Origin of the sequence: Streptomyces sp. NPDC001663 (assembly GCF_042893105.1) — a bacterium.
Lineage (GTDB): Bacteria > Actinomycetota > Actinomycetes > Streptomycetales > Streptomycetaceae > Streptomyces.
The window spans coordinates 178,320-204,471 of record NZ_JBIAUR010000004.1 but is presented as its reverse complement, the minus strand read 5'-3'; the positions used below and the strand labels follow the sequence as shown (position 1 = coordinate 204,471).

Genomic DNA, 26,152 nt, shown 5'->3' with positions numbered 1-26,152 from the left:
AGCCCCAGCACACCCCCGAGTGACTACGGCGCGACCATGACCCAGGCACCGACACCCACCGCGGACACCGTCCGCCGGCTGGTCAGTTCCCTGCTCAAGGACGGCGCGGGCGCCGCCGGACTGGACGTGCGGCCCGTCGCCGAGGGCGGCGAGCACTCCACCTGGTGGGTCGGCAGCCGCCACGTCCTGCGCCTCGCCCCGGACCGTGAGGCCGCCGTCCGCCAGCGCCGCGAACTGCGCCTGCGCGACCTCGTACGGCCGCACCTCCCGGTCGCCGTGCCGACCAGCCTCGCGCACGGCGAGTGGGCGCCCGGCCTGACGTACACGCTCGACACCAAGGTGCCCGGCGGCACGGCCGAGGAGCACGACGTGTCCGCCGTCGGCGAGGCCGACCTTGCGGGGCTGCTCACCGGGCTGCGCGAGGTGCCCGTCCGGCAGGCCGAGACGCTCGGCGTCCCGCGCGCCGCGCCGCGCTCCCTGGAGGCCCTGCGCCGGGCCGCCGAGCGCGCCGCCCGAAGGCTCGCCGCAGCCGACGAGTTCGACCCCGCCCGCCTCCACCAGCTGACCCTGCCGGCCGCCGTCCAGCTCGCCGCCCAGCCCGGCACCGCGGTCCTCGTCCACCACGCCCTCAGGGGCGAGCACCTCGTCGTCAGCGCCGACGGCCGGGTGCGCGGCGTCCTCGACTGGACCGACGCGGCCCTGGGCGACCCCGCCGAGGACATCGCCGGCCTCGCGACCGCCGTCGGCTCCCCGGCCGCCGTCCGCGCCGCCACCCTCGCCGGCTACGGCGCCCGCCCCTGCCTGCGCGGCCTCTGGCTCGCCCGCTGCGACACCGTCGTCCGCCTCGCCGAACACCTGGCCGGCCACGCCACCGATCCCCTGCCCCTGCTCGCCCTCCGACTCCGCCGCGCCTGGGAGGCGATCCTGCTGGAGCGGGTGACGGAGTTCAGGGAGGACGACCCGGGCGACGAGCTATAGAGCCGTTCACCCCTGCAGCAGCACCACACTCGATTCACCCGGCACGTGCAGCACCCCGTCCGCGCCCGGCGCCTCCACCGGCTCCCACGCGGCCAGTACGCGCGCGTGCCGCGGGCCGAGCGGAATCGCCGCCGGTTCCTTCGCGAGGTTGACGGCGACCCGGACGTCCCCGCGGCGGAAGGCCAGCCAGCGCTCCTGCTCGTCGTACGCCACCTTGATGTCGGCGAGGTCCGGGTCGGTGAGGTCGGCCTGCTCGTGCCGCAGGGCGATGAGGCGGCGGTACCAGGCGAGCACGCGCGCGTGCGGCTCGCTCTCCGGCTCTGCCCAGTCCAGGCAGGAGCGCTCCCGGGTCGCCGGGTCCTGCGGATCCGGCACGTCCTCCTCGGCCCACCCGTGCGCCGCGAACTCCCGCCGCCTGCCCCGTCGTACGGCCTCGGCGAGCTCCGGGTCGGTGTGGTCGGTGAAGAACTGCCAGGGCGTGCCCGCCGCCCACTCCTCGCCCATGAACAGCATCGGCGTGAAGGGCGCGGTGAGCGTAAGGGCGGCAGCGCAGGCGAGCAGACCGGGGGAGAGGGTCGCCGAAAGCCGGTCGCCCTGCGCGCGGTTGCCCACCTGGTCGTGCGTCTGGCTGTACCCCAGGAGCCGGTGCGCGGCCACGCGCGTACGGTCCAGAGGGCGCCCGTGGTGGCGGCCCCGGAAGCTCGAGTACGTGCCGTCGTGGAAGTAGCCGTCGGTGAGCGTCTTGGCGACCGCTGCCAGGGGGGCGCGCCCGAAGTCCGCGTAGTAGCCCTGGGACTCGCCGGTCAGCGCGGTGTGCAGGGCGTGATGGAAGTCGTCGTTCCACTGCGCGTCCAGGCCGAACCCGCCCTCCGCGCGCGGGGTGATGAGCCGCGGGTCGTTCAGATCGGACTCGGCGATCAGGAACAACGGCCGCCCCAGGTCGGCGGCGAGACCGTCCACCGCGGTCGAGAGCTCCTCCAGGAAGTGGCACGCGCGCGTGTCCGCCAGCGCGTGCACCGCGTCCAGCCGCAGCCCGTCGATCCGGTAGTCCCGCAGCCAGGCCAGAGCACTGTCCAGCAGATACCGCCGGACCTCGTCCGAACCCGGCGCGTCCAGATTGACCGCCGAGCCCCACGGCGTGTGATGCGTGTCCGTGAAGTACGGCCCGAACGCCGGCAGGTAGTTGCCCGACGGCCCCAGATGGTTGTGTACGACGTCCAGGACCACGCCCAGGCCCAGTTCGTGTGCCCGGTCGACGAACCGTTTCAGCCCCTCGGGTCCGCCGTACGGCTCGTGCACGGCCCACAGCGACACGCCCTCGTAGCCCCAGCCGTGCCGCCCCGGGAAGGGGCACAGGGGCATCAACTCGACGTGTGTGACGCCCAGTTCGACGAGATGCCCGAGCCGCTCGGCGGCCGCGTCCAGGGTGCCCTCACGGGTGTACGTGCCCACGTGCAGCTCGTACAGCACCGCGCCCGGCAGCGGACGTCCGGCCCACTCGCTGCGCCACGCGTACCGCCCGTGGTCGACGACCGCACTGAGCCCGTCCGGGCCGTCCGGCTGCCGACGCGAACGCGGGTCCGGCAGCACCGTGCCGTCGTCCACCGCGAACCCGTACCGCGAGCCGTCCCGCGCCTCGGCCTCGCCACGCCACCAACCCTCCCGCTCCGGATCGCGCTCCAACGCGCGCGTGGCGCCCTCGCACTGGAGCGTCACACGGCCGGCCTGCGGTGCCCACACCTCGAACTGCACGGACGGTTCCCCTTCGTCTGCTCACCGGGATGTAGCCCGTCCATGGTGCTTCAAACGAGATCAATCCGCTTTTGAATCACCCCTTTTACGGCGGGTGTCGTCAGGTACGCACGCGTGGCGGCCGTTTTCTCGTTTTCTGGACACCCGGGGTTCACTGACCGACAATCACGAACGTGACGTCGTCCTTCGAGTTCAACACGTACCCCGCGCGGCTGTCCGACGCGGAGCGCGACAAGGCGCTGCAGGTGCTGCGTGACGGCGTCGCCATGGGACGGCTGTCGCACGACACGTTCATCCGCCGCATGGAGCTGGCCCTCGCCGCCCGTCGCTCCGACGAACTCGCCGCCCTCACCGCCGACCTGCCGCAGGAGAGCCGCTTCTCGCGCATGGTGTTCGGCACCGTGGAGGCGGTCTCCGGCTTCACCGTACGGCTGCGCCGGGCCTGGCAGGCCGAGCGCCTCCCCAAGCTGCTGCTGCCGCACCCCGCGGGCGGCCACCCGCTGCGGATCGGTCGCGATCCGGCCAACGGACTGCGCCTCACACACGAAACGGTGTCCCGCGTGCACGCCGAACTCAGCCGCCAGGGCGGCATGTGGGTGCTGAGGGATCTGGGCTCCACCAACGGCACGACGGTGAACGGCCGGCGCGTGATCGGAGCCGCCGTCGTCCGCGAGGGCGACCAGATCGGCTTCGGACGCATGTCCTTCCGGCTCGCCGCCGACTGAACCATGACTTAGCTTTGGCCTGAGCATGACACGGCGTTGACCTGCTCGGATGGCTCAAACCCCTTTCTCTTCCGTGGTGTTGACGTAGTCCGCAAGTCGTGACTGACTGTGCGTACGCCATGTACATCAGGTGAACCGACGGCGCCACATTGTGGAGGTGTGCCCTGCCGCCCCACCTCCGCTACCCGACCGTCGACGAGCTGGGCGCGCGGGCGGCAGCACTCGTTGCGCGGCGTCCCCGGGACGCCCGTCTGCGCCGCGTCGGCACCTCGCGCGCGGGCACCCCCATGTGGCTGCTTTCCATCGGTCACGGCAGCCGCCAGGCCCTCGTCGTCGCCGGACCGCACGCCAACGAACCCGTCGGCGGCGGCACCGTGCTGCGCCTGGCCGAACGCGCCCTGGCCGACCCGCGGTTCACCGAGGGCGCCGACGCCACCTGGAACCTGCTGCTGTGCCTCGACCCGGACGGGCTGCGCCGCAACGAGGGCTGGCTGCAGGGCCCGTACACGATGGGCCGGTACTTCCGGAACTTCTTCCGGCCGGGCTTCCTGGAGCAGCCCGAGTGGCTGCCCGACGGCGCCGCGGCGGCCGCCCTGCCGGAGACCCGCACCCTCCTCGACCTCCAGGACGAGCTGCGGCCCTTCCTGCAGTGCTCGCTGCACGGCGTCGACGTCGGCGGCGCCTTCGTCGAGCTCACCCACGACTTGCCCGGCCTCTCGGGGCGCGTCGCGAACACCGCGGCCCGCCTCGGCATCCCGCGCGAACTGGGCCCGTACGACACCCTGTACTGGCCGTGTCTGGGCCCCGCCGTCTACCGGATCCCGCCGCCCCGGCTCGGCGACCTGGCCGCGGCCATCACCGAGGCCGCCGTCGAGTCGACCTGGTTCCACCCGCACCGGCACGGCACCGTGACGGCGGTCGTCGAGGCGCCCATGTGGGGCGTGGCCGCCGTGGAGGACGGCTCCGCGCCCGCCGACGCGGCCGCCGTGCTCCGGACCGTCAGCCACACGCTGCGCCGTGACGCGCGGCTGCTGGAGGTGCTCCTCGCGCGGCTGCGGCCCCATCTGGCGGGCGCGCCGGACGCGGCCCGTCTGCTCGCCCCGGTGGACGACTATTTACTGGTCTGCCCCGGCCTCGCCGACACCTGGGACCCGGACATCGCCGACGGAGCGCGCCCGCTCCCGCCGCTCAGCACCGCCCATCTGGCCGCCCTGCGCATCGCCGGACGGCGGCTGGCCCTGCGCACCGCGGGACTGCTGCACCAGCTCGTGACGGCCGCCGGCCGCGACCCGTCCGGTGTGCTCCCCGACCTGGACCGGCTGATCGAGGAGTGGTGCGCCGACTACCGCGAGGGCTGCGGGGCGCGCTGGGTACCGGTCGCGCGCCAGGTCGAGTACCAGTCCCGGGTGGTGCTCGCCGCGTTCGAACTCGCCGGGCAGTACGCGCCCGCGTGCTCCCGTTCGGGTGAGTCGGGCTGGGGTTCCGAGGCCGCCGTGCCGATGCATCGGGAATGACGATCAGCACCACAGCGAAAGCGTTTCGGGGCGGTCTGCTGGCCGCCGCAGTACTCCTCGCCGGCGCGGTCCCGGCACAGGCGGCGTCCCAGCAGCCCTTCCGGGACAGCGACTACCTCTATCTGACGGTCACCAAGGGCGGCATCCACTCCGACAGCACCCTGCTGCTGTGCGACCCGCCCCTCGGGCACAAGCGAGCGGTCGAGGCGTGTGCGCAGCTGGCGGCCGTCGAAGGCGACATCTCCCGCCTCCCGCAGAAGAAGGACGTCTTCTGCCCGATGATCTACGCACCCGTGGTCGTCCAGGCGCGCGGGGAGTGGGGCGGTCACCGGGTCGACTACACCCAGACCTTCTCCAGCGGGTGTGTCATGGCCGCGCGTACGGGATCGGTGTTCGCACTGGAGGGCTGACGCCGGTATCGCCGCAACCTGCACGCGCGCGTGCCCGCCTCGGACCGGGCCCTCACGACGCCCGTTCGCGCGCGTGCAGTGCCGCCGCGACGACCGTCCGGGACTGGTGCTCGACCTGGTGCTCCAGCGGGACCCAGCGGGCGCGGAAGCGCGCCGCGAAGGCGTCGCTCCAGGTCGCCACGAGCCGCTCCAGACGCGGCGCCGCACGGTCGTCGCCCTCCTGGAGGACCCGCAGCAGCATCGCCGCCGCCCGCAGCGGCAATCGGCGGCCGAACGCGTCCACGCTGCCCACGTACGCCATCGTGTCGTCGGCCGGCGGCGTGTGCATCCAGTCCGCGGCCAGGCCCGGAACCAGTTCCAGCGCCCACTTCGCGGCCCGCAGCAGCGGCCCCTCGACGCCCTCCAGACGCGGCAGCGCCTCGGTGAGGACCCGCTCCACCTCCAGCCCGTCCCGCAGCAGGCGACGCCCGAGTCGGCGTATCGCCGCGGCCGGCGCCGGGTGCGGAGCCGGCTCGTCCACCAGGTCGCTCGCCCACATCGGTACCTCGACCACCGCGGTCAGGCCGCCGTACCGGTGGGTGTGGTACCAGGTGCTGTGCCGTGCGTCGTCCGGCATGCTCGGGTACGCGGCGCCCGCGCCGGGCGAGGGCATCACATGCACCCCGGGTCCGGACGCGGCCCAGCCCGCGGCGTCCGAGGCACCCGTCTCCACGGGGATGTGCAGCTCGGCCGCGGACTTGGCGAACGGCTCGGCGAGGCCCGGTATGTCCTTGGTCAACTGCACCCAGCTGCCGCCCAGATCGGTGCCGTGCAGGGTCACCTGGAGGTAGGGGCGCAGCTCGTCGATGACCCGGGTCAGGGCGCGCGTCTCCGGCGGCAGCCGGTGCGGTGGCAGCACCGACGGCGACCACTCCGGCTGTTCCTCGGCCGCGGGCCGGAAGAACCCGAGGTGGTAGTCGAACAGGCTGCGCGGTGCCGGGGTGCGGTGCAGGCTCGCCCCGTCGGGGTCCGCGCACAGCAGAAAGTGCCAGGACGTGCCGGATCTCAACTCCCGCTCATGCAGCACCCGTTCGGCGAGCGCGAGAAGTGTGGGGCCGCCGGTCGGCTCGTTGGCGTGGGCACCTGCGACGACGAGTACGGCACGCCGGGCATCACCCACGGACAGCAGGTGCAGGGGCCTGCCCGCCCGGGAGACGCCCACTTGTCTCAGTACACACAGGCCCGCTCGCTGGGCAGCCAACGCCTGCGCGGACGAAACGAGTTGGGTCACGGTGGGGTAGCGCAGCTGCGGCAGGAGACTCACCCCCGACACGTCCGCCCGGCTTCGCAATCCGCAGTACCCCACGGTGGCCTTTGACTGTCAAGGTCGGCGCGGGGGAGGCTCCAGGGGGCGCCCAGATGCATTTACCGTCAGCCGCAAGGGCGATTGCTGCCGGCCGGGACGCGGAAGCCGTGCGCTCGGGGGCGTAGGCGTGCTGTTGGCGTCTGCTTGAGGGGTGAGTCGTCGCTCATCACCACGCGCCGCCAGGTCGGCACATGCCCCGGGAGCGCACGCGGGTGCGCGCCTGCGCCCGGGACGATCCAGCAGCGTGCGACGAACGCGCGTGCCCCCACAGTGAGTTGGCCGCCGGCCAACCGCGCCGGTGCGGGGTCGCCTACGCCCCGGCATCGACCCGCTCCAGCAACACCACCGGCAGCCGCCCGAAAAGCTCCTCCACGCGCGCGTGCCCCGTGAACTCCCGCTCCGCGGCCAGTACGTCGGACCACCGCCCCGGCGGCAGCTCCAGCCGTGTGTCCCGCCAGCCGCCCGCCTCCGCCAGCCGCAGCGACAGCCGGGTCACGGCCGTGACGACCTCCCCGGACCGCGCGAACGCCACACAGTGGCCCGCCGCCGGCCCCTCGGCGGTCAGCGGGGCGTACGTCGCCGCGTCGCCGAAGGCCTCGGGCCGGCGCGCGCGAAGCCGCAGTGCCGCCGCGGTCACCGCGCCCTTGTCGCCGGCGTCCTCGGGCGGGAACCGCACCGGCCGTCGGTTGTCCGGGTCCACCAGCGCCAGGTACTCGCCCTCCGTGCCCTGGTAGACGTCCGGCACGCCCGGCATCGTCAGGTGGAGCAGGGCCGTGCCCAGCACGTTGGCCCGGATGTACGGCTCCAGCGCGGCCCGGAGGGCGACGACGTGCTCGCCCGGCGCCCCGCACGGCCCCGCCGCCACGAACGCCGCCACCGCCTCCTCGTAGGCCGGCTCCTGCTCCGTCCAGCTCGTGAACAGCCCCGCCTCCCGCACATGCTTCAACAGGGCCTGCTGCACGCGCTCTTCGCCCGCCGCGCCGAGCCCGAACACCGTCTGCCAGGCCGCCCACGCCGCCTGCGCGTCCGGCACGCCCTCCCCGGTGCGCGTCACCTCGGCCAGCACGTCCGCCCAGCGCCCGGGGCACTCGGTGAGCACGGCCAGCGCCGCCCGTACGTCGGCACTGCGCTTGGTGTCGTGCGTCGACGCGACCGTCCCGGTCGCCGGCCAGTCGCGCTGCACGCGCGCGCAGTAGGCGTGGAAGTCCTCCGGGGACACCGCAGGACTCCCCGGATTGCCGCCCACCTCGGTCGCCGACAGCAGCGGCACATAGCGGTAGAACGCCGTGTCCTCCACGGACTTGGCACGCAGCGCGGAGGCGGTCTGCGCGAACCGCGCCCGGAACTCCACGTGTTCGGGCCCGTCGCCGTGCCGCCCGAGCACCAGATTCCGTACGACGTCGACCGCGCCCGCCTCCTCCGGTACGACGAAGGCGAGCCGGGCCTCGGCCGCGGCCTCCTCGGTGACCACAGCTGCGGCGTCCCCGGAGGTGTACGGCCGGTAGACCTCCAGCCGGACGAGAAGCTCCTGCAGCGCCGTGCGCAGCGCCCAGGGAGCGCGGTCGCGCAGCGCGGGATCCGGCGCGGTGGCGCACAGCCGGCTCGCCACCCGGGTCAGCCGGTCCACCTCGGCGGCCAGCTCGTGCGTGATCACCTTGTACGCCGCCCGTCGCACCGTCGCCGCCCAGTCGCCGCCCCGGTCGGTCTGCGGGGCCGCGAACCGCCGGTACTGGCCGAGGAGTTCGCCGAACCCGGCCGGGTCCGTGAAGACGCCGTCGACGTGCCGCAGGGCGTCGTAGCCGGTGGTGCCCGCGACGGGCCAGGAGGCCGGCAGCGGCTCCCCGTCGGCGAGGATCTTCTCCACGACCGTCCAGCGGCCGCCGGTCGCCTCGTGCAGCCGCCGCAGATACCCGTCGGGGTCGGCGAGCCCGTCGGGATGGTCGATCCGCAGCCCGTCGACCACGCCCTCGTGCAGCAGCTGCAGCACCTTCGCGTGCGTGGCCTCGAACACCTCCGGGTCCTCGACCCGCACCCCGATCAGCTCCGAGATGCTGAAGAAGCGCCGGTAGTTGAGCTCGGTGCGGGCCAGCCGCCACCACACCGGGCGGTACCACTGTGCGTCCAGGAGCTGCGGCAGCGGCAGTTCCTCGGTGCCCTCGCGGAGCGGGAACGCGTGGTCGTAGTAGCGCAGCAGGTCACCGTCGACCTGCAGCTCACCGATGACCGAGCCGAGCGGGCCTCCCAGTACCGGCAGCAGCATCTGGCCGCCCTGCGCCTCCCAGTCGATGTCGAACCAGCGCGCGTACGGCGACTTCGGGCCCTCGCGCAGTACCTCCCACAGGGCGCGGTTGTGGCGCGGGGCCATGGCCATGTGGTTCGGCACGATGTCCAGGACGAGACCGAGGCCGTGTTCCCGCGCCGTGCCCGACAGCGCGCGCAGGCCCTCCTCGCCGCCCAGTTCCTCGCGCACGCGCGCGTGGTCCACGACGTCGTAGCCGTGCCCCGAGCCCGGCACGGCCTCCAGCACGGGCGACAGGTGCAGGTGCGAGACGCCGAGCGAGGCCAGGTACGGTACGACGGCCGCCGCGGCCGCGAACGGGAACTCGGGCTGCAGCTGCAGCCGGTAGGTGGCCGTGGGCACCGTGGGGTCGGGTCGCTCAGGTGTCATGCAAACCTACGTACCCGCCCTGCCGCCCTTCGTGTCATCGTCCCCTCCACGGGTGCACGCGCGCGTGGCTAGCTTCGAGCGATGGGGACCACGAGGCGAACGTACAAAAACGTCATCGGTCTGACCGGGCCGCTGCTGCCGGTCGTGTCCTTCCTCGGGCGGCTGCCGACGGCCACGATCCAGTTCGGCAGTGTGCTGCTCGTCGCCCGCACCAGCGGGTCGCTGACCGCCGCGGGACTGACCGGCGGGGCGCTCGCGCTCGGGCAGGTGGCCTGCGGCCCGCTGGTGGGCCGGCTCGCCGACCGGCACGGCCAGCGGACGGTCGTACTCGCCTTCTCCGTCACCAACGCGCTCGCGATCACCGCGCTGACCTGCGGTGCGCTGGCCAAGCTACCGGCACCGTGGCTTGCTCTCCTCGGTGCGGTGGCGGGCGCGACGGTGCCGCTGATCGGCCCCTTGGGCCGCACTCGGCTCGTGGCGCTGGCCCGCCGAGCCGGAGCCTCTGACACGACGATCGGTACCGCGCTCTCCTTCGAGAGCACCCTCGACGAGATCTCCTTCGTCCTGGGCCCGGCGCTGGTCGGCCTGGCAGCGGTCCTGGCGGATCCCGCGTTCGCCATGGCGGCGGCGGCCGTCCTGGTGGCCGTGTGCGGCACGGGCTTCGCGCTGCATCCGACGGCGGGGTCGACGCCCCCACCCACACCCGTCTCCACCCCCCGCTCCCGCATCCCCCGCTCGATCCACCCCCTGCGTGCCGCCCTCGCCCTCCAGGGCGCGATGTTCGGGGCATGCCAATCCGGCATCACCGCGCTCACCGAGCAGCTGAACCACTCCGACCAGGCCGGACTCGTCTACGCCGCGATGGGTGTCATGAGCGCTGTCGCGGGGCTCTCCATGGCTGCCGTGCCCGCGCAAGTCGCTCTCGCCACCCGATGGCGGCTGGCGACCGCTGCAGCTCTCGCCCTGTCTCTGCCTCTCTTGTGGGCGGACAGCATGGTCGGCCTGTACGCGGTCGTCACCCTCCTCGGCGTCGCTTACGCCCCGCACCTGATCACGGTGTTCGGGCTCACCGAGCGGGCGGTACCGCCCGGACGGCTGGCCGAGGCGATGGCCGTCGCGACGAGTGCGATCGTCGGCGGCCAGGCCCTCGCGGTCGCCGTCACCGGCCGCCTCGCCGAGTCCCACGGCCCCGCGGCCGCCTTCGGGGTGGCGAGCCTGGCCGCCGCACTCGCGTCCGCGATCGCGCTGACGGCCCGCCCGAAGCCGTACACCGATCGGACCACCGAACCGACCCCTAGACCGGCCGCTGCAGCACCGTAAGGCTTCGGTCCACCAGCGTCAGCCGGTCCCCGGCCTGCACCTTCGGGCCGGTGCCCGGCGGTACCCCGTCCGCCCGGGCGGTGTCGACCACGACCTGCCACTGGCGGCCGTGGTTGACCGGCACCACGAAGTCCAGCGTCTTGGGTGAGGCGTTGAACATCAGCAGGAACGAGTCGTCGGTGATCCGTTCCCCGCGCTGGCCCGGCTCGGAGATCGCGTTGCCGTTGAGGAACACGGTCAGCGCCGAGGCCGGCGCCGAGTCCCAGTCGCGCTGGGTCATCTCTTTGCCCTCGGGAGTGAACCAGGCGATGTCCGACAGCTCGTCGTGGGTGCCCTCCACAGGCCGTCCGTGGAAGAAGCGGCGCCTGCGGAAGACCGGGTGGTCCTTGCGCAGCCACACCATCGCGCGGGTGAACTTCAGCAGCTCGCCGACGCCCGGGTCCTCCTCCTCGGCGTCGGGGTCCAGCCACTTCACCCAGGCCAGCTCGTTGTCCTGGCAGTACGCGTTGTTGTTGCCGCGCTGGGTGCGCGCGAACTCGTCGCCGTGGCTGATCATCGGCACGCCCTGGGACAGCATCAGGGTGGCGACGAAGTTCCGCATCTGGCGGGCCCGCAGCTTCAGCACCTCGGAGTCGTCGGTCTCGCCCTCCGCGCCGCAGTTCCACGACCGGTTGTGGCTCTCACCGTCCCGGTTGTCCTCGCCGTTGGCCTTGTTGCGTTTGTTGTTGTACGAGACCAGGTCGTGCAGGGTGAAGCCGTCGTGGCAGGTCACGAAGTTGATCGAGGCCAGCGGGCGGCGGCCGTCGTCCTGGTAGAGGTCCGAGGAGCCGGTCAGCCGGGACGCGAACTCCGCGAGCGCGCGCTGCTCGCCGCGCCACATGTCGCGCACCGTGTCGCGGTACTTGCCGTTCCACTCGGTCCACAGGGGCGGGAAGTTGCCCACCTGGTAGCCGCCCTCGCCGACGTCCCAGGGCTCGGCGATCAGCTTCACCTGGGAGACCACCGGGTCCTGCTGCACCAGGTCGAAGAACGACGACAGCCGGTCCACCTCGTGGAACTGCCGGGCCAGGGTGGCCGCAAGGTCGAAGCGGAAGCCGTCGACGTGCATCTCGGTGACCCAGTAGCGCAGCGAGTCCATGATCAGCTGCAGGACGTGCGGGGACCGCATCAGCAGGGAGTTCCCGGTACCCGTGGTGTCCATGTAGTAGCAGGGGTCGTCCGTGAGGCGGTAGTAGGAGGGGTTGTCGATGCCCCGGAAGGACAACGTCGGACCCAGGTGGTTGCCCTCGGCCGTGTGGTTGTAGACCACGTCGAGGATGACCTCTATGCCGGCCTCGTGCAGCGCCTTGATCGCCGACTTGAACTCCAGGACCTGCTGGCCGCGGTCGCCCCAGGAGGCGTAGGCGTTGTGCGGGGCGAAGAAGCCGATCGTGTTGTAGCCCCAGTAGTTGTTGAGGCCCATGTCGACCAGCCGGTGATCATTGACGAACTGGTGCACCGGCATGAGCTCCAGCGTCGTCACGCCCAGCTCCACCAGATGCTCGATGATCACCGGGTGCGCGAGGGCCGCGTAGGTGCCGCGCAGCTCTTCCGGCAGCCCCGGGTGGCGCATGGTGAGGCCCTTCACATGGGCCTCGTAGATCACCGTTTCGTGGTAGCCGCGCCGCGGGCGCCGGTCGTCGCCCCAGTCGAAGTACGGGTTGACCACGACCGACGTCATCGTGTGCGGCGCCGAGTCCAGGTCGTTGCGCTTGTCGGGGGCGTCGAAGTGGTAGCCGTACACCTCCTCGCCCCAGCGGATGGAGCCGCTGATCGCCTTGGCGTACGGGTCGAGCAGCAGCTTCGCCGAGTTGCAGCGCTGACCGCGCTCGGGGGCGTACGGGCCGTGCACGCGGAAGCCGTAGCGCTGTCCCGGCATGATGCCGGGCACGTACGCGTGCCGTACGAACGCGTCGCTCTCGCGGAGTTCCACCGCCGTCTCCGAGCCGTCGTCGTGCAGCAGACACAGCTCTACTCGGTCCGCGGTCTCGGTGAAGACCGCGAAATTGGTGCCGGCGCCGTCGTACGTGGCACCGAGCGGATATGCCTCGCCAGGCCAGACCTGCATGGATACGACTCTTTCAGGTGGAGCGCGCCCTCGGGGGTGCCTTGGCGTCGAGTGTCCCCGAAAGTGATGGAACCACCTATGACTTACGTCCCTCTTACCGATCGACCAGTGCATACGCAGTATGCCGAACCAGTGGGGCAAACACGTACTCCCGGGGATGAAGGGGGAGTAGGGGGAAGATGTGCGCAAGATAGTGCACCGCCATCTGGGCAAGGTGGTGGCCGGTGCGGCCATAGCGGTGGCCGGAACCGCCGTGATGGTCGGAATCACACTGCCGGGGACGGCGGGGGCCGACGAATCCGGGGGCGCAAAGGCCGGCTCCCAGGCGGCACAGCAGGCGGGACAGGGGCAGGACGGGGCGGTCAGGCCCGGCGTCGTGCAGCAGGCGCCCGCCGAGGGTGACAAGGGCAAGGGCAACGACCCGCTGACCGACGACGAGACGAAGCGGGCCGAGCAGATCGCCGCGAACCGGCAGCTGCTGAACTCCGCGGAGAACGTGGACGGCAAGCGCGGCCCGCAGCGCCTCACCGTCGACCTCGCCGACCCCGAGAACGACGAGACGGACGACCCGAACGCGCCGCGGCGCGCCGACGTGACGTTCTACGACTACAAGAACGACACCCTCGTCACCAAGACCGTCAACCTCGACACCGGCAAGGTCGAGGAGACCGGCACCCAGCACGGCGTGCAGCCGCCGATGAGCCGTGCCGAGAACGCCGAGGCCGCAAGTCTCCTGATCGCCGACCCGCTCGGCGCGGGCCTGAAGGCGGACTACAAGGACGCCACCGGCAAGGAGCTCACCTCGCCGGACCAGCTGCTGCTCAACGGCGCCGTGTACCGGGCCACGCCGGGCGCGCAGCCCGCCGTGCTCGACAAGTGCGGCGAACACCGCTGCGTGCGGCTGTTCCCGAAGGTCGTCAACGGGCCCTGGATCGACGCCAGGAACCTGGTCATCGACCTCAGTGCCCGCAAGGTCGCCGAGCTCCACCGCGGCTGAGCCGCTTTCCGTTCACTTTTCCAACTTGCTCCTCCTGTAAGGGAGTCACCTCTCCATGCGCGTCAACAGAATCAGCCGCGCCCGCACGCGGGCGGCCGTGGGTCTGTCCGTGGCCGCACTGGCCGCCGGCGCGACCACCGGGGCGGGGCCGGCCGCCGCCCAGCCGAAGACCGCCGGCGCGGCGGCCGCCGACTGCAGCACCGCGTACAAGATCGAGCAGAAACTCTCCAGCGGTACGACCTGGCGGATGTGCTGGCGCTACGACAGCAAGGCCGGCCTCGTCCTCGACAACGTTTCCTACCAGCCCAAGGGCGAGAGCGCCCCGATCAAGGTCCTCAACAGCGCCCGGCTCGCCCAGATCGACGTCCCCTACGACGACGGCAGCGTCGAGTATGACGACCTGACGGGCTTCGGCTTCGCCCAGGGGCTGGTGAACCTGGCGCCGGGCGAGTGCCCCGGCGGCACCATCAAGTCCGTCAAGGTCCCGGACGCCATCGACCCGGCGCACCCGAACGTCAACGGCCTGTGCACCACGACCCGTTCACGCGGCCACGCCTACCGCATGCAGGGCGACACTGCGAACAAGGTCTACCAGGCGCAGGGCAAGGACCTCCTCGTGTACACGGTCAACCAGGTGGGCTGGTACGAGTACATGACCGAGTGGCGCTTCCAGGACGACGGCACGATCAACATGAACGTCGGCGCCACCGGAAGCCTCTCCTGGGAGGACTACGACGCCGGCGACGGCCGCGGCTGGCCCATCGGCAAGGGCGCCAAGGCCTCCGCCACCAGCCACAGCCACAACGTCTTCTGGCGGCTGGACTTCGGCCTCGACGGCTCCTCCAAGACCAAGGTCGAGCAGTACGACTCGGCGGTCAGCGCGCCCGCGCACGGCCAGGAGGCGCCGACCAACAAGACCACCCGCACCAAGGTCACCAAGGAACTCGCCGGCGACGCCAAGACCTACCGCTGGTGGCGGGTGGTCAGCGCGACCGGCAAGAACAAGGACGACCACGCGCGCTCGTACGAGATAGTCCCCGGACCCACCACCAGGTACCCGGGGCGCAGCTTCACCAAGCACGACGTCTACTTCACCGAGTACAACAAGTGCGAGCAGTTCGCCAGCAACAACCCCGGCAACTGCCCCGCCGGAGCGGGCAAGTCGGTCGACAAGTGGGTGAACGGCCAGACCCTCACGCACCCGATCGTCTGGATGAACGTGGGCTTCCACCACATCGCCCGGGACGAGGACCAGCAGCCCATGCCGGTCCACTGGCAGGGCTTCGCGATCGCCCCGCGGGACGTCACCGCTATGAATCCGCTCACTCCGGACGAGCTCTCCTGGCAGAACGGCCACTGGGAAGCACATAGTTGAGAAACGGACCCGTCCATCCGGCTGCACCGCCGACCGCTCCCGGAGTACCCTTCCTTGATCGTTGACACGGGGAGTGCTCGGGGGAGCGGAAGGCGGTGCGCGGGTGGGGTCGGGAGGGCTGGAGTTGCCCCCTGGTGACGAGGGTCACGAGGGGAACTCCGCAGACGTCCCGCCCGGCACGGTATCCCTGGCCAGGCCCATGGCGACGAGTTCCATAGGGCCGGAGCTGGACTGGGATGCCGACGCCTGGCGCGAGGTGCGTACGCGCGCGCAGCGAGCCGGCCGGGCCTACATCTGGCTGAACCTGGTCGAACAGCGGCTGCGCGCGGTCGTGGCCGCCGTTCTGCGACCCATCTACGAACCCGTCCACGGCGACGACTGGGTGGTCGCCGCGGCCGGTCCGGCCGGCCAGGAATGGGTGCAGCGGGCGGTCGCCGTACGCGAAGTGAGCCGCCGCAAGGGCTACTTGCTCGACCCGGCCGACGACAACGTCCTCAGCTTCCTCACGCTCCCGCAGCTGCGCGAGCTGATGGTGCAGCACTGGCCGTGCTTCGAGCCGTACGTAGACGACCGCCGCGACGTCGAACTGGCCCTGGACGAGCTCGAGGTGACCCGCAACGTCGTCTCCCGCAACCGGGCCCTGTCCGAGGCCGTCCTGGGCCAGGCCGAGCGGGCCTCGGCGAAGCTGCTCGACATCCTCGGCGCGGGCGGCGACGTGCCGTCCGCACGCCGACTGCCCGTCGACGCGGTCGAGGACCTGGTCGGCGACCGCTACGCCGACGTGGTCGCCGTACACCCCGACCGGGTCCGGCTGCTGCGCCAGTTCCCCGCCGAGGACATCTTCGGCGGTGCCCGCCGCCTCGACGCCGTGGGCATCGGCCTCAACCTGCTCGTGCAGAACTTCTCCGGACGCCGGCTGCTGCGACTGGCCGAGGCGGGCTGCCGGGTGCGGCTGCTGTTCCTCAACCCGGCCTCCAGCGCGGTCAAGCGGCGCGAGCGTGAACTCGGCATGAAACGCGGCGAGTTGAGCCGCTCCGTCGAGATGAACATCCTGCACATGCGCCGCGTGCGGTCCCGGCTGCGCGACCCGGGCGCCTTCGAGATCCAGGTCTACGACGACACCCCGCGCTTCACCGCCTACCTGGTCGACGGGGACGGCTCGGACGGCGTCGCCGTCGTGCAGTCCTATCTGCGCCGCTCGCGCGGCATGGAGGCGCCGGTGCTCGTCCTGCGCAACGGGAGCCGGGTGGTCAAGTCGGACGACATGGACCCGGGGGTCGACAGTGGACTCTTCCCCACATACCGCGAGGAGTTCGAAACGTCTTGGGCGGATTCGCGCCCGGTGTCCTGAACCGTCCCCGCCGTAAGCGGAACGCGGTCCTCGGATTGTCAGTGGCACATGGGAAGGTGGAGACCACTGGGGGAAAGCACCACCAAGAAGGGGGGCCGCCCATGGGCTGGCACCAGGAGCTGCTGATCGGCTTCGACCTGGAGACGACCGGGACCGATCCGCGCGAGGCGCGCATCGTCACGGGGGCCGTGATCGAGGTCAGGGGCGGGCAGCCCATAGGGCGCCGGGAGTGGCTGGCGGATCCGGGAGTGGAGATTCCGGCGGACGCGGTGGCGGTGCACGGGATCAGCAGCGAGCGGGCGGCCGCGGAGGGCCGCCCCGCCGACGAGGTGGCGAACGCCATCGCGGACGTCCTGGTGACGTACTGGAAGACGGGCGTCCCGGTCGTCGCCTACAACGCGGCCTTCGACCTGAGCCTGCTCTCCGCCGAACTGCGCAGGTACGGACTGCCGTCCCTGCGTGAGCGACTGGGCGGCATCGACCCCGCTCCGGTCATCGACCCGTACACCATCGACCGCTGGGTCGACCGCTACCGCCGCGGCAAGCGCAACCTCGAAGCGGTCTGCACGGAGTACGGGGTCGCGCTCGAAGCCGCCCACGACGCCTCCGCCGACGCCCTCGCGGCGGCCGGCCTGGCCTGCGCGATAGCCGCCCGCCACCCCAAGATCGCGGCCCTCGGCCCGGCGGAGCTGCACCGCCGCCAGATCGAGTGGTACGCCGAGTGGGCGGCGGACTTCCAGAAGTTCCTGCGCGGCAAGGGGGACACGACCGCGGTCATCGACGGCACGTGGCCGCTGCGCGAGCCGGCGGACGAACCGGTGATCTGACACCGGTACCTGCAACGGCCTCAGAACGGATACCACCGCACCGACTCGTCCCCGTCCCGCAGTGACGCCACCCGGCGTTCGAACTCGGCCAGGGCCTTGGGGTTGGTCGGTGCGTGCTGGGCGACCCACGCGCAGCTCGCCGTCTCGCGGGCCCCGCGCAGCACCGAACAGCCCTCCCACTCGCGCACGTCCCAGCCGTAGGACTCGGTGAAGGCGTCGTAGGCCTCGGCCGGCAGGCCGTAGCGGTCGCGGGAGAGGGCCATGACCACCAGGTCGTGCTCGCGCAGGTCGGCGGAGAAGGTCTCCAGATCGACCAGGACCGGACCGTCCGGGCCGACGTGCACATTGCGGGGCAGCGCGTCGCCGTGGATGGGACCGGGCGGCAGATGCGGGGTGAGCGCGGCGGCGGCCGCCGAGAAGCCGTCGCGCCGCTCGCGCAGATACGCCGCGTCCGCGGGAGCGATCGCGTCGCCCGCGAGCCGCAGCCAGCGCTCCACCCCGCCCAGCAGCTCGCGGGGCGGCAGTTCGAAGGCGTCGACAGGGGGAGTGGGCAGTGCGTGGACGACCCGTAGCAGTTCGGCCAAATCCCGGGGCTCGGCCGGTCGTACGGCATCCGGCATCCGGTGCCACACCGTCACCGGGTGACCCTCGACCAGCAGCGGCTTGGGCTCCGCCGCCCGCACCGCGGGCACGCCCGCCTCGGCGAGCCACAGCGCGATGTCCAGCTCGCGGCGTGCCCGGTCCAGGAGTTCGGCGTCGCGGCCCACCTTGACGACCAGGTCACCGGCGGCGAACACCGCGTTCTCGCCCAGGGCGAGGAGCCGCGCGTCCCGTGCCGGGCCGGGCAGTACTCCCGCCGCGGCCAGTACGTCCCGCGCCCGTGCCTCGTCCATCGCCGTCCTCCCATGTCCGCGTATGCACCGGTGAACGGCGTCGAGATCGCGCCACCCACCGGCCCAGTCTCGCATTCGCACAGGTCGGACCGTGTGCGCACGGTCTTGACGGTGCACACCCCCTTCACGACCATGACGGAGGCCCGCCGGGTCCGGACGTCACGAGCCGCGCAAAGGAGCCGATACGTGACCTTGGTGACCGCGACGAGGCGGTCCGCACAGCGCGTGCCACGCGCCGCCGGTGACCGGCGGTTGCCCGACCGCGGGGCCTGGTTCCTGGTGCTGCCCGCGCTGATCCCGATCCTCCTGCTGAGCGTCGGACCGCTGCTCTACGGCATCCTGCTCGCCTTCACCGACGCCCAGTCGGGGCGCACCCAGGCCACCCGGTGGATCGGCGGTCTCAACTTCCAGGACCTGCTGCACGATTCGCTGTTCTGGGAGTCGTTCCGGATCGGGCTGGTGTGGGCGGTCGGTGTGACCGTGCCGCAGTTCCTGCTCGCGCTGGGCCTGGCGCTGCTGCTCAACGAGGACCTGCGGCTGAGATGGCTGACCCGCGCCCTGGCGATCATCCCCTGGGCCATGCCCGAGGTCGTCGTCGGCATCATGTGGCGGCTCGTCTACAACCCGGACGCCGGCGTCCTCAACGAGACCCTGCACGACCTCGGCCTCGGCGACGGCCGGGACTGGCTCAGCGGCCTGGGGACCGCCCTGCCCGCCGTGATCGTCGTCGGCGTCTGGGCCGGCATGCCGCAGACCACGGTCGCCCTGCTCGCCGGACTGCAGAACACCCCGCGCGAACTGCACGAGGCGGCCGCGGTCGACGGGGCGGGCGCCTGGCGCCGCTTCCGCACGGTCACCTGGCCCGCCCTCAGACCGGTCGCCCTCGCCATCACCGCGCTCAACCTGATCTGGAACTTCAACTCCTTCGCCCTGGTCTACGTGCTGACCAGCGGCGGCCCCGGCGGCCGCACCCGCCTGCCCATGCTGTTCGCCTACGAAGAGGCCTTCCGGTACGGGCAGTTCGGGTACGCGGCGGCGATGGGCTGCGTGATGGTCGCGGTGATCTCGGTGCTCCTCGCCGTCTTCCTCGTCGGCCGGCTGAGGGGAGGTGACGAGGCATGAGGGCAAAGACCGGAACCCGGGTCGGCCAGTACGCGGCCCTGCTCGCGTATCTCGTCTTTCTCGCATTTCCCTTCCTCTGGCTGCTGTCCACCGCGTTCAAGTCGCCGCGGGAGCTGGGCAGTCTGCACCCCACCTGGATCCCCCGGCACCCCACCCTGGACAACTTCCGGCAGGCCTTCGACGAGCAGCCGCTGCTGCACGCCGCGGGCAACTCCCTGCTGGCCGCGGCCGGGGCGGCCGTCGTCGCCGTGGTGATCGCGACCCCGCTCGCCTACGTCATGGCCCGCCGCCGCACGCCACTGACGCGGGCGGCGACCGGGTGGGTGGTCGTCAGCCAGGCGTTCCCGCTGGTCCTGGTGATCATCCCGCTGTTCCTGGTGCTGAAGAACCTGCGGCTGATCAACTCGCTGTTCGGGCTGATGCTGGTGTACGTGGTGTGGGCGCTGCCGTTCGCGCTGTGGATGCTGGCCGGTTACGTGCGGGCGGTGCCGGCCGAGGTCGAGGAGGCGGCGGCGGTCGACGGGGCCGGCCGGGCCCGCACGCTCGTCTCGGTGGTGGCGCCGCTGCTCGCGCCGGGGATCGCGGCGACCGGGCTGTTCGCGTTCGTCACCGCGTGGAACGAGTTCTTCTTCGCGCTCGTCCTGCTGAAGACGCCGGAGAAACAGACCCTGCCGGTCGTGCTCACCCATTTCATCGGCGCGGAGGGCGTCGCGGACCTGGGCCCGCTGGCGGCGGCCGCGTTCCTCGCGACGCTGCCCTCGCTGGTCGTCTTCGCGGTCATCCAGCGACGCATCACGGGCGGCATGCTCACCGGGGCGGTGAAGAACTGATGCGCACCAGAGCCACCGTGGTCCTCGCGGCCGTCCTGCTCCTGCTGCTGGCCGGCTGCACGAGCGGCGGCAGCGGCTCGGCGAGCGGGCGGATCACCCTGCGCTTCCAGTCCCTGGCCTGGCAGCAGGAGTCCGTCGAGGCCAACAAGGAGCTGGTGAAGGAGTGGAACGCGAGTCATCCGGACGTCAAGGTCGAGTATGTCCAGGGGAGTTGGGACAGCGTCCACGACCAGCTGCTCACCTCCTTCGAGGGCGGTGAGGCCCCCGACATCATCCACGACGCCTCCGACGACCTCGCGGACTTCGCCTACGGCGGCTACCTCGCCGACCTGCGTGACCTGCTGCCCGACCGCCTCAAGTCCGACATCCCGCAACGGAGTTGGGAGACGGCGACCTTCGGCGACGGGATCTACGGCGTGCCCTTTCTCCAGGAACCGCGCGTGCTCATCGCCAACGCCACCTGGCTGAAGAAGTCCGGCGTACGGATCCCGACGCCCGAACGGCCCTGGACCTGGGCGGAGTTCCGGCGTGTGACCAGGCAGCTGAGCGGCAAGGGGAAGTACGGCGTCGCCTGGCCGCTGAAAGAGCCCGTCTCCGCCACGCTCAACCTCTCCCTCTCGGCGGGCGGCCGGCTCTTCCACCGGGGCGCGGACGGCAAGGTGACGATCCGTTTCGAGGCCGCCGACCAGGTGGTCCCGCGCACGATCCACGACCAGGCGAACACCGACCACAGCGCCTCGCCCACCACCCTGGGCAGCGGCGGTTCCGACACGCTGCCCGGCTTCTTCGGCGGCAAGTACGCGATGGTGCCGCTCGGGTTCTCGTACCGCCAGCAGATAGTGCAGCAGGCGCCGAAGGGCTTCGACTGGCAGGTGCTGCCCGCCCCGGCCGGCGCCGACGGGCTCACCCAGGGCGTCAGCCCGCAGACCCTGTCCATCGCCGAGGACAGCCCGCACAAGAAGGAGGCCGCCGAGTTCGTCGACTTCCTGCTCCGGCCGAAGAACATGGTCCGGCTGGCGCTGGGCGACTGGATGCTGCCGACCGGCACCCAGGCGCTGAAGGACCCTGCCCTGCACACGGCCAAGAACGGCTGGGCGACCGGCACGGCCCTGGCACAGCACCTGCGGTCGGCGCCCGCGCAGTCCGTCCGCGGCTACCCCGAGTGGAAGGACAAGGTGGCGACCCCCGCGTTCCAGGAGTGCTACAGCGGGGCGATCGGCCTCGTCGAGCTGCAGAGGCGGCTGGAGAAGGACGGCAACCTGGTGCTCGCCCGCTATCAGCGCTGACCGGCGGTTCCCGATATTCCGTTGCCCGGCGAGCTGCCGCCCGCCTAGCGTGCCGTCCGTGGCAGCTTTCAACGCGATCATCATCTCCGGTCACGGCCGGGGCACCACGCACTCCATCCGGATGCGGCGTGGCCCCGGTGCCCTGACCGGTCCGGGAAGCCGCATCCGCTGAGCCGCGCCTGCTGAGCGCCGCACAGCGCCACCGTTTTCCTCCTGCTTCCTCCTGTCTTCCGGTCGGGGCCTTCGGCTGCCCTTTCCCTCTTCACGGAAGACAAGGACCGCAGGCCATGGCCCGCCCCACCCACACCACCCGTGCGCTCTCGCAGAACTTCCTCGCCGACCGCACCACCGCCGAACATCTCGCCCGCCTCGCCGTCCCGCACGGCGGAAGGGCACCCTTGCTGCTCGAAGTCGGCGCAGGAAAGGGCGCGTTGACCGAACGGCTCGCGCCCCGCTGCCGGGAGCTGCGCGCGTACGAGATCGACGGACAGCTCGTCCCCGTCCTGCGCAGCCGCTTCTCCGGCACCGCCCATGTGCGCGTCATCGGCGGGGACTTCCTCGCCGTACACCCACCCCGCACACCCTTCTCCGTCGCCGGGAACGTGCCCTTCTCCCGTACCGCCGCCATCGTCGACTGGTGTCTGCGGGCGCCCGCCCTCACCGACGCCACCCTGCTCACCCAGCTCGAGTACGCCCGCAAACGCACGGGGGACTACGGGAGTTGGACCCTGGTCACCGTGCGCAGCTGGCCCCGGCACGAGTGGCGGCTGGTCGGGCGGGTGGCGCGGACGCGGTTCAGGCCGATGCCGCGCGTCGACGCCGGGATCGTACGCATCGAGCGGCGTCGCACACCGCTGCTCGCACCGGCGGCGTATGAGAGCTGGCGGCACCTGGTCGAGCTGGGCTTCTCGGGTGTCGGCGGTTCGCTGCACGCGTCGTTGCGGCGTGCCCATCCCAGGCGCCGGGTGGACGCGGCGTTCCGGGCGGCGGATCTGAACCCGCGGGTGCTCGTGGGGGAGGTGCCGCCGGGGAAGTGGCTGCGGCTGCACGCGGCGCTGATGGCGTGACGTAATCAAGTTGCACGAGACGTATCGTCTCGCCTAGCGTCGAAGGCATGACCAGTCGTGCACACATCGCCATGTTCTCCATCGCCGCCCACGGCCATGTGAACCCCAGCCTCGAGGTGATCCGCGAGCTCGTCGCGCGCGGACACCGGGTCACGTACGCGATTCCGCCGGTGTTCGAGCAGAAGGTCGCCGAGACCGGCGCCGAGCCCAGGCTGTGGAACTCCACGCTGCCCGGGCCCGGCGCCGACCCGGGGGCCTGGGGCGGCACGCTCCTCGATCACGTCGAGGTGTTCCTCGCCGACGCGATGCAGGCGCTGCCGCAACTCGCCGAGGCCTACGAGGGGGACGTACCGGACCTCGTCCTGCACGACATCACCGCGTACCCGGCGCGGGTCCTCGCCCACCGCTGGGGCGTACCCGCGATCTCGCTGTCGCCGAACCTTGTCGCCTGGGAGGGGTATGAGGAGGAAGTCGCCGAGCCGATGTGGGCGGAGCCGAAGAGCACCGAGCGCGGAAAGGCCTACTACGCCCGTTTCCAGGCCTGGTTGGAGGAGAACGGGGTCAACCTGCATCCGGATCCGTTCGCGGGACGGCCGGACCGGTCGATCGTCCTGATTCCGAGGGCGCTGCAGCCGAACGCCGACCGGGTCGACGAGAGCGTGTACAGCTTCGTCGGCGCCTGTCAGGGCGACCGTACGGCGCAGGGTGACTGGGAGCGGCCGGTCGGGGCCGAGAAGGTGGCGCTCGTGTCGCTGGGCTCGACCTTCACCGATCAGCCCGGTTTCTACCGGGAGTGCGTCAAGGCCTTCGGGGACCTGCCGGGCTGGCACCTCGTGCTGCAGATCGGCGAGCGTGTGGACCCGGCCGAGCTCGGGGACGTACCGGCGAACGTCGAAGTGCGTTCCTGGGTCCCGCAGTTGGCGGTCCTCAAGCAGGCCGACCTGTTCGTCACCCATGCGGGAGCGGGCGGCAGTCAGGAGGGCCTGGCCACCGCCACTCCGATGATCGCCGTACCGCAGGCAGTCGATCAGTTCGGCAACGCGGACATGCTCCAGGGGCTCGGTGTCGCGCGCCGTCTCGCCATGGACGAGGCCACCGCAGAGACCCTGCGGGCGACCGCCCTCGCCCTGGTCGATGATCCTGAAGTCGCGCGCCGGCTCAAGGAGATCCAGGCCGAGATGGCCCAGGAGGGCGGTACGCAAAGGGCGGCCGACCTCATCGAGGCCGAACTCGACCGGAAGCGCCCATGACCGAGGGCCCGTTGGTTCCCCCGGGAGACCAACGGGCCCTCGTCACAGGAGGGTTCGGACCCTCCGTCGAAGGAGGGTTCAGACCCTCAGCCGCTCACCATGCTCAGGCACTGAGTGGGTGATGACCTCCGCCGACTCGTCGTGTGTGAGGTCCGGCAGCCGGTTCAGCCACTTCGGCAGGTACCAGTTGCGCTCGCCGAGCAGTGCCATGACCGCCGGGAGCAGCACGCCCCGGATGATCGTCGCGTCGATGAGCACCGCGGCCGCGAGGCCGACGCCCATCTGCTTCATGGACTGCATGGACAGCGTGCCGAAGATCGCGAACACGGCGACCATGATGACCGCGGCGCTGGTGACGACACCCGCCGTGGTGACCACACCGTGCTGGATCGCGTCCTTGGTCGTACGGCCCCTGAGGCGCGCCTCGCGGATCCGGGAGACCACGAACACGTGGTAGTCCATGCTCAGCCCGAACAGGATCACGAACAGGAACAGCGGCAGCCAGGTGATGATCGCGCCGACGCCCTCCGCGCCCACCAGCGAGGCGCCCCAGCCGTGCTGGAAGACGGCGACGAGGATGCCGTAGGCCGCGCCCACCGACAGCAGGTTGAGCACGATCGACGTGATGGCGACCGTCAGCGAGCGGAACGACAGGAGCATCAGCAGGAAGGCGAAGACCACGACGAACGCGAAGACCGGGACGACGGCGCCGCCGAGCTGGTCGTTGAAGTCCTTCGAGCCGGCGACCTGTCCGGTGATGGGCGCCTGCAGGCCGTCCACCTTGCCGAGCGTGGCGGGGCGTACGTCGTCGCGCAGCTTCTCCAGGCTGGCGCCCGCCTTGTCCAGGTCGGAGCCGCCGACCAGCGGGACGTAGACGTAGGCGATGTTCTGCGCGTCGTGCAGTTTGATCTCGACCGGGCCGCGCGAGGCGCCCGAACTGATCGCCCGCTCCTTGAAGTCGGCGAGTGCGGACTTCACCTCGGGGGCGTTGATGTCCTTCGCCTTGACGACCACCTCGGCCGGCTCGGAGCCGCCCGGGAAGGCGTCGTTGACGCGGTTGTACGTCTGCACGATCGGCAGCGAGTCGCCGAACTCCTGGTCCAGCGTGAGGTTCTGGGTCTTCATGCTTACCGCGGGAGCCGCGATCGCGAGCAGTACACCGGCCGCGACGAGGACCGAGACGAGAGGCTTGGCGAGCACGCCGCGCAGGACCGCGGTCCAGAACCGGCTCTCCCCGCCCGTGCGGGCGGCGCGGCGGTCCATGGCCTTGCGCAGGAACGGAATCCGTCCCTTCTCCACCCGCTCGCCCAGCAGCGACAGCAGCGCGGGCAGTACCGTCACCGACCCGATCATGGCGACCGCCACGACCATCAGCGAGGCCAGGCCCATCCCCTCGAACGTGGCGAGCCCGGTGAACAGCATGCCTGCCATTGCCACGCACACCGTGATACCCGAGACGATGATCGCGCGGCCACTGGTCGCGGCGGCGACCCGGAGGGCCGTCTGGGCGTCCCGTCCGGCGGCGCGCTCCTCGCGCTCGCGGCGCAGGTAGAAGAGGCAGTAGTCGACGCCGACGGCCAGACCGACCAGCAGCATCACGGAGTTGGCGGTGTCGGTCATCGGCTGTACATGGCTGACGATGCCGATCAGACCCATCGTCGCCATGATCGCGGTGATCGCCAGCGCCACCGGCAGCAGCGCCGCCACCAGCGCGCCGAAGGCGATGAGCAGAATGCCGAGGGCCACCGGCACCGCGGAGAGCTCGGCCTTCTTGAAGTCGTCCCCGAACGCGTCGTCGAACGTCTTCTGCATGCTGGCGCTGCCGATCTCCTCGATCCGCAGCGTCCCGTGGTCCTTCTGCACCCCGTCGACGGCCTTCAGCACGGGCTCCACGCGGTCGCCCGCGGTCTCCGCGTCGCCGCGCATGTCGAACTGCACCAGCGCGCTGCGCCCGTCCTTGGAGATGGTGTCCGTGGCGTACGGCGACTTCACGTCGGTGACCTTGCCGGTCCCGTCGACGGCCTTGACGACCGCGCCGACGGCGGCCTTGAACTCGGCGTCCGTGGCCTTCAGGCTGCCGTCCTTCGCCTGGATCAGGACCGTCTCGCCCGCCGGTTCCTCGATCCCGGCGTCCTCGATGATCTTGGCGGCGGTGTGCGTCTCGCCCTTGAGCTGGTCGCTGTCCTTGAGGTCGACCCGGCCGGCGGCCGAACCGAGCCCCATCGCCAGGACGACGAACAGCACCCAGATGCCGACGGCAGCCCATCGGTGCCGGGCGCTCCAGCCGCCGGCCCGGGCGGCTATGCCCCGCACCCGCGAATCTCCGTTCCCCATG

At 71.6% G+C, this 26,152-nt stretch carries 19 protein-coding genes and 1 pseudogene; 14 read left to right on the top strand and 6 right to left on the bottom strand.

Annotated elements, in window-relative coordinates:
- The first annotated feature begins 36 nt into the window (after positions 1 to 36).
- Complete coding sequence (locus tag ACFY1L_RS14865) at positions 37 to 978, top strand: aminoglycoside phosphotransferase family protein (protein WP_388823259.1); 942 nt, start codon at positions 37 to 39, stop codon at positions 976 to 978.
- Positions 979 to 984: 6 nt separating this feature from the next.
- On the opposite strand, the gene treZ is transcribed toward ACFY1L_RS14865, so the two are convergent.
- On the bottom strand, positions 985 to 2,730 hold the full coding sequence (gene treZ / locus ACFY1L_RS14860) for a malto-oligosyltrehalose trehalohydrolase (RefSeq protein ID WP_388823257.1): 1,746 nt from the start codon (positions 2,728 to 2,730) through the stop codon (positions 985 to 987).
- A 173-nt stretch (positions 2,731 to 2,903) separates the two neighbouring features.
- On the opposite strand from treZ, the gene ACFY1L_RS14855 reads away from it, so the two are divergent.
- From ACFY1L_RS14855 to ACFY1L_RS14845, 3 genes are all read left to right on the top strand, one after another.
- Positions 2,904 to 3,455, top strand: a complete 552-nt coding sequence (locus tag ACFY1L_RS14855; protein ID WP_388823255.1) for an FHA domain-containing protein — start codon at positions 2,904 to 2,906, stop codon at positions 3,453 to 3,455.
- Positions 3,456 to 3,604: 149 nt separating this feature from the next.
- On the top strand, positions 3,605 to 4,969 hold the full coding sequence (locus tag ACFY1L_RS14850; protein ID WP_388823253.1) for a M14 family zinc carboxypeptidase: 1,365 nt from the start codon (positions 3,605 to 3,607) through the stop codon (positions 4,967 to 4,969).
- Complete coding sequence (locus ACFY1L_RS14845) at positions 4,966 to 5,379, top strand: SSI family serine proteinase inhibitor (protein WP_388823251.1); 414 nt, start codon at positions 4,966 to 4,968, stop codon at positions 5,377 to 5,379. The genes ACFY1L_RS14850 and ACFY1L_RS14845 overlap by 4 nt, the downstream gene beginning before the upstream one ends.
- 52 nt (positions 5,380 to 5,431) lie before the next feature.
- Here ACFY1L_RS14845 and ACFY1L_RS14840 read toward each other — a convergent pair whose 3' ends face one another.
- Complete coding sequence (locus ACFY1L_RS14840; RefSeq protein WP_388823249.1) at positions 5,432 to 6,682, bottom strand: M14 family zinc carboxypeptidase; 1,251 nt, start codon at positions 6,680 to 6,682, stop codon at positions 5,432 to 5,434.
- Positions 6,683 to 7,034: 352 nt separating this feature from the next.
- Positions 7,035 to 9,392, bottom strand: a complete 2,358-nt coding sequence (gene treY / locus ACFY1L_RS14835) for a malto-oligosyltrehalose synthase (RefSeq protein WP_388823247.1) — start codon at positions 9,390 to 9,392, stop codon at positions 7,035 to 7,037.
- A gap of 81 nt (positions 9,393 to 9,473) precedes the next feature.
- Between treY and ACFY1L_RS14830 the strand changes: the two genes are divergently transcribed.
- A complete protein-coding gene (locus ACFY1L_RS14830; RefSeq protein ID WP_388823245.1) occupies positions 9,474 to 10,712 on the top strand; it encodes an MFS transporter in 1,239 nt (412 codons plus the stop codon).
- Here the strand turns inward: ACFY1L_RS14830 and glgX are convergent.
- Positions 10,687 to 12,819: a glycogen debranching protein GlgX gene (glgX, locus tag ACFY1L_RS14825; protein ID WP_388823243.1), complete on the bottom strand. Its 2,133-nt coding sequence runs from the start codon at positions 12,817 to 12,819 to the stop codon at positions 10,687 to 10,689. The two genes, ACFY1L_RS14830 and glgX, sit on opposite strands and share 26 nt — an antisense overlap.
- Positions 12,820 to 13,000: 181 nt before the next feature.
- Here glgX and ACFY1L_RS14820 point away from each other — a divergent pair, with 181 nt between their 5' ends.
- The 4 genes from ACFY1L_RS14820 to ACFY1L_RS14805 all read left to right on the top strand — a co-directional run bounded on the left by ACFY1L_RS14820 (position 13,001) and on the right by ACFY1L_RS14805 (position 17,369).
- Positions 13,001 to 13,816: a Tat pathway signal sequence domain protein gene (locus ACFY1L_RS14820; protein WP_388823241.1), complete on the top strand. Its 816-nt coding sequence runs from the start codon at positions 13,001 to 13,003 to the stop codon at positions 13,814 to 13,816.
- Between the two features lie 55 nt (positions 13,817 to 13,871).
- Positions 13,872 to 15,191, top strand: a complete 1,320-nt coding sequence (locus ACFY1L_RS14815; RefSeq protein WP_388823239.1) for a copper amine oxidase — start codon at positions 13,872 to 13,874, stop codon at positions 15,189 to 15,191.
- Positions 15,192 to 15,294: 103 nt separating this feature from the next.
- A complete protein-coding gene (locus tag ACFY1L_RS14810; RefSeq protein WP_388823237.1) occupies positions 15,295 to 16,542 on the top strand; it encodes an SAV2148 family HEPN domain-containing protein in 1,248 nt (415 codons plus the stop codon).
- Between the two features lie 101 nt (positions 16,543 to 16,643).
- Positions 16,644 to 17,369, top strand: coding sequence for a 3'-5' exonuclease (locus tag ACFY1L_RS14805; protein WP_388823235.1), 726 nt, complete (start codon positions 16,644 to 16,646; stop codon positions 17,367 to 17,369).
- A 20-nt stretch (positions 17,370 to 17,389) separates the two neighbouring features.
- Here ACFY1L_RS14805 and ACFY1L_RS14800 read toward each other — a convergent pair whose 3' ends face one another.
- The gene (locus ACFY1L_RS14800) at positions 17,390 to 18,262 is read right to left on the bottom strand and encodes a phosphotransferase enzyme family protein (protein WP_388823233.1); all 873 of its coding nucleotides are present in this window, start codon (positions 18,260 to 18,262) and stop codon (positions 17,390 to 17,392) included.
- A gap of 186 nt (positions 18,263 to 18,448) precedes the next feature.
- Here ACFY1L_RS14800 and ACFY1L_RS14795 point away from each other — a divergent pair, with 186 nt between their 5' ends.
- The 5 genes and pseudogenes from ACFY1L_RS14795 to mgt all read left to right on the top strand — a co-directional run bounded on the left by ACFY1L_RS14795 (position 18,449) and on the right by mgt (position 23,817).
- The gene (locus ACFY1L_RS14795) at positions 18,449 to 19,384 is read left to right on the top strand and encodes a carbohydrate ABC transporter permease (RefSeq protein ID WP_388823231.1); all 936 of its coding nucleotides are present in this window, start codon (positions 18,449 to 18,451) and stop codon (positions 19,382 to 19,384) included.
- Positions 19,381 to 20,214: a carbohydrate ABC transporter permease gene (locus tag ACFY1L_RS14790; RefSeq protein ID WP_388823229.1), complete on the top strand. Its 834-nt coding sequence runs from the start codon at positions 19,381 to 19,383 to the stop codon at positions 20,212 to 20,214. Before ACFY1L_RS14795 ends, ACFY1L_RS14790 begins: the two co-directional genes overlap by 4 nt.
- On the top strand, positions 20,214 to 21,500 hold the full coding sequence (locus ACFY1L_RS14785) for an ABC transporter substrate-binding protein (protein WP_388823227.1): 1,287 nt from the start codon (positions 20,214 to 20,216) through the stop codon (positions 21,498 to 21,500). The genes ACFY1L_RS14790 and ACFY1L_RS14785 overlap by 1 nt, the downstream gene beginning before the upstream one ends.
- 287 nt (positions 21,501 to 21,787) lie before the next feature.
- On the top strand, positions 21,788 to 22,567 hold the full coding sequence (erm, locus tag ACFY1L_RS14780; protein WP_388823225.1) for an ErmE/ErmH/ErmO/ErmR family 23S rRNA (adenine(2058)-N(6))-methyltransferase: 780 nt from the start codon (positions 21,788 to 21,790) through the stop codon (positions 22,565 to 22,567).
- 4 nt (positions 22,568 to 22,571) lie between these two features.
- A pseudogene (mgt, locus tag ACFY1L_RS14775) lies at positions 22,572 to 23,817 on the top strand (macrolide-inactivating glycosyltransferase).
- Positions 23,818 to 23,895: 78 nt separating this feature from the next.
- Here mgt and ACFY1L_RS14770 read toward each other — a convergent pair.
- Positions 23,896 to 26,151 carry an MMPL family transporter gene (locus ACFY1L_RS14770; protein WP_388823223.1) on the bottom strand — a complete coding sequence of 752 codons (2,256 nt, stop codon included), beginning with the start codon at positions 26,149 to 26,151 and terminating at the stop codon, positions 23,896 to 23,898.
- Between the last annotated feature and the right edge of the window lies 1 nt (position 26,152).